Origin of the sequence: Bradyrhizobium sp., from assembly GCF_019242285.1 — a bacterium.
GTDB lineage: Bacteria > Pseudomonadota > Alphaproteobacteria > Rhizobiales > Xanthobacteraceae > Bradyrhizobium.
The window spans coordinates 1-2,408 of record NZ_JAFAVV010000790.1 but is presented as its reverse complement, the minus strand read 5'-3'; the positions used below and the strand labels follow the sequence as shown (position 1 = coordinate 2,408).

General features: G+C 59.3%; 6 protein-coding genes. 3 read left to right on the top strand and 3 right to left on the bottom strand.

The annotated features are described in order from the left end of the window. Positions 1–183: 183 nt before the first annotated feature. On the bottom strand, positions 184–390 hold the full coding sequence (locus tag JOY90_RS32180; RefSeq protein ID WP_291695123.1) for a hypothetical protein: 207 nt from the start codon (positions 388–390) through the stop codon (positions 184–186). 70 nt (positions 391–460) lie between these two features. Here JOY90_RS32180 and JOY90_RS32175 point away from each other — a divergent pair, with 70 nt between their 5' ends. Next, positions 461–652 (top strand): hypothetical protein, encoded by a 192-nt coding sequence (locus tag JOY90_RS32175; RefSeq protein ID WP_291695122.1) that lies wholly within the window; start codon positions 461–463, stop codon positions 650–652. Positions 653–848: 196 nt separating this feature from the next. Next, a complete protein-coding gene (locus tag JOY90_RS32170; RefSeq protein ID WP_291695124.1) occupies positions 849–1,088 on the top strand; it encodes a ribbon-helix-helix domain-containing protein in 240 nt (79 codons plus the stop codon). A 260-nt stretch (positions 1,089–1,348) separates the two neighbouring features. On the opposite strand, the gene JOY90_RS32165 is transcribed toward JOY90_RS32170, so the two are convergent. Beyond that, a complete protein-coding gene (locus JOY90_RS32165; protein WP_291695121.1) occupies positions 1,349–1,600 on the bottom strand; it encodes a hypothetical protein in 252 nt (83 codons plus the stop codon). Positions 1,601–1,812: 212 nt separating this feature from the next. Here JOY90_RS32165 and JOY90_RS32160 point away from each other — a divergent pair, with 212 nt between their 5' ends. Then, entirely contained in the window at positions 1,813–2,082 is a 270-nt protein-coding gene (locus JOY90_RS32160) for a hypothetical protein (RefSeq protein ID WP_291695120.1), read from the top strand. A gap of 46 nt (positions 2,083–2,128) precedes the next feature. Here the strand turns inward: JOY90_RS32160 and JOY90_RS32155 are convergent. After that, a partial coding sequence (locus JOY90_RS32155) for a hypothetical protein (protein WP_291695119.1) occupies positions 2,129–2,408 on the bottom strand: 280 nt, incomplete at its 5' end.

Genomic DNA, 2,408 nt, shown 5'->3' with positions numbered 1-2,408 from the left:
GAGGGATTGGTCATTGGGCGGGCCCCGTTTGCGCTGGACCCGCGGTCTCGGAGCGCGGCAACGCTCCGGCCCCCGCCACGAAAAATGCCCGGCGCACGGGAAGTCCGCGGCCGGCACAGTCTTGGGAGGCGTCGAACAGAGCAGCCAGGCAGCCGCTCGGCTATCCCCTCAGGGGGATCTCGGCTAGGCCGCCGGCGTGGCGGGCTTGAACACCACGGCCCGAACGGCGCAATCCTTCGCCTCGAGCAGCTTCCGAAGAGCGGTCGTGCTTTCCGCGTTCGCAGGAAGCGATCCTGCAAGTTCACGCGCGAGATCGCCGAACGGCTTGCTTACCGCCTGCAGATGCGGCGGCAAATGTTCGTAGGCAAAGAATTGCAACAGATTGTTCATGAGGTCATACCAGTGAAGGCCGGACTCCGTCCGGCGCGTATGAGCGCGCAGCTACGACGCGCTCGGCTGCTTGTTGCGGATCGAGGCGTTCACGCTGGCGCTGGCGCTGAGAAACTCGTCGGGCACATCCCTGCCGTCAGCCGAGCGAGCCGTATATGTTCACATGGATCTCGTCGCCATCGCGAGTGGGTCTGCGAGAAATCTCTGCGCCGAACTCAAGGCGATCGAGCCGGCGGAATGGGACCGCGAGGAAATCGACTGACCGAGGCGAGTTGCCGGGAGAACGGCCTGGAATGCAATCAAGCCGGAGGTGGTTATCCCGTAAAATTACGGAATTCATCTCACGGTAAAATAGTGTAAAAGCGTCTATATCGCAATGGGATACGCGCACCTTCGGATGTTGTCGCCCGCCCCTTGCACGACTTGGTAGAGTTGGAGTTTTCGAGATGGCGTCAGGAATGGAGAAGTCCCCTGTGGTGAAGCGGTCGATCGTGATCGGCGGCCACAAGACCAGTGTCAGCCTGGAGGACGCGTTCTGGACGGGCATAAAGGAGATTTCCGGCGAACGCAGTCTGACGCTCTCCCAGCTGGTGAGTGAGATCGACGAGGGCCGCGCGCATGGCAACCTGTCATCGGCCGTGCGGTTGTTCGTGCTGGACTACTACAAGGGCCGCTCCGTGGCCGTAGGAGCGCACTGAGTCGGCGCACGAAGTATCCGCACGTTGATCGAGCGCACGGCCGCGAGGCGATTACCCGATGGCATGAAATCGAGCCGAGATCGAGGCGATCGAGGTGAGCCCGTTCTACGGTTTTGCAGACCGCTGCGTAACCACTCCGCCACGTGGCTGAAACTGATGTCCTCGTTGTGTTCTTTCGACGGGTTGGGTGCTGTCATGCCCACCCTCACCAAGGCGCCAGCCACACCGACCGCGCGCCCCCGCCGGCTGAGGCGGTAAGCTCAGCCGAAGAACGGCGTCACGGTGGCCAGCGAAGGACGCGGACATACACCTTGGGCGGTCCAACAAACGTAGCGTTGCGCGATCGTGTCGAGCTCGCCCGTCGTCAGGCCGTGTCTCTCCCCGTTCGTCCACAGGGTTGCAAGCGCAGACTCACACAAATCGGAAATGGTCAGAATATCAGCTGTGGAGAGTGTCAAGCTACCTCGCGCCTTGGCAACCGCGAAGGCGAAGGTCCACTCCAGTTCGTCCATCTCTACCCCCCGTATTGCCACGGAGGTAATAACGCAGGGATCGGAGGGAAGCAATGAGAATGCGTCATAAAACTGGCAATCTCGCGTCAAATTATTGTTCCGGTTGGCCGATCCATTGTTGCCGACGACCAACCGAAGCAGCGAGCACCGGCTGAACGGATGTCAAAGGCGAACCTTCGCCGTTGTACTTCCAGGCCGAGGGAAGGGGACCGATGGAAGATAGCGGGGCTCACGTCAATTTCGGTGCGCCGGCTGTTCTTCGAAAATGGCCGTCGCTCCACAACGAGCGTCGTATCGAAGCTGGCGGCCCCTATCTTGTTGCCGACGGTACCCTTGATGAGTGCATACGAAGCTTCATGGCGAAGCCGGTCGCTACCCGGCATTTGTACGAAATTCTTACTGCTCCTCAGCCGCCGCTAGTGGGCGCCGTTTTGTCTCAAGAGGATATCGTTGAGCTCGCGCGGCTCCGTGATTTTCTTTGATCACTCTGAAGCACCTGCATAGCTATTTGTCAGAATTAGATTACCGTCATTCCAACCGCATCGCTTGGGGATCAACGACGGGGAACATGCAGACCTTGCTGTCAAGGGTGCGGCGGCCAAGCGCCTGACGTATCGTCAACCTAACTAGTCGTCCGTGAACAATTCTCAAGCCATTGAGATTGATCGGCTTTCCGGAATCGAGCGGCATTTGAGATTGCAAGCTTTGGCGGTTTGACGGCTGGAAAGCTTGCAATTTCATTTTTGGATTCCTCCGAATCGCGAGACGTGATTCCGTCATTGCATCGGAGGAAACGATGCGACCCAAG

Bases quoted from the DNA above. Each gene is read 5' to 3' on its own strand.
- JOY90_RS32180 (WP_291695123.1), bottom strand. From the start codon at position 390: ATGAACAATCTGTTGCAATTCTTTGCCTACGAACATTTGCCGCCGCAT.
- JOY90_RS32170 (WP_291695124.1), top strand. From the start codon at position 849: ATGGAGAAGTCCCCTGTGGTGAAGCGGTCGATCGTGATCGGCGGCCAC.
- JOY90_RS32165 (WP_291695121.1), bottom strand. From the start codon at position 1,600: ATGGACGAACTGGAGTGGACCTTCGCCTTCGCGGTTGCCAAGGCGCGA.
- JOY90_RS32160 (WP_291695120.1), top strand. From the start codon at position 1,813: ATGGAAGATAGCGGGGCTCACGTCAATTTCGGTGCGCCGGCTGTTCTT.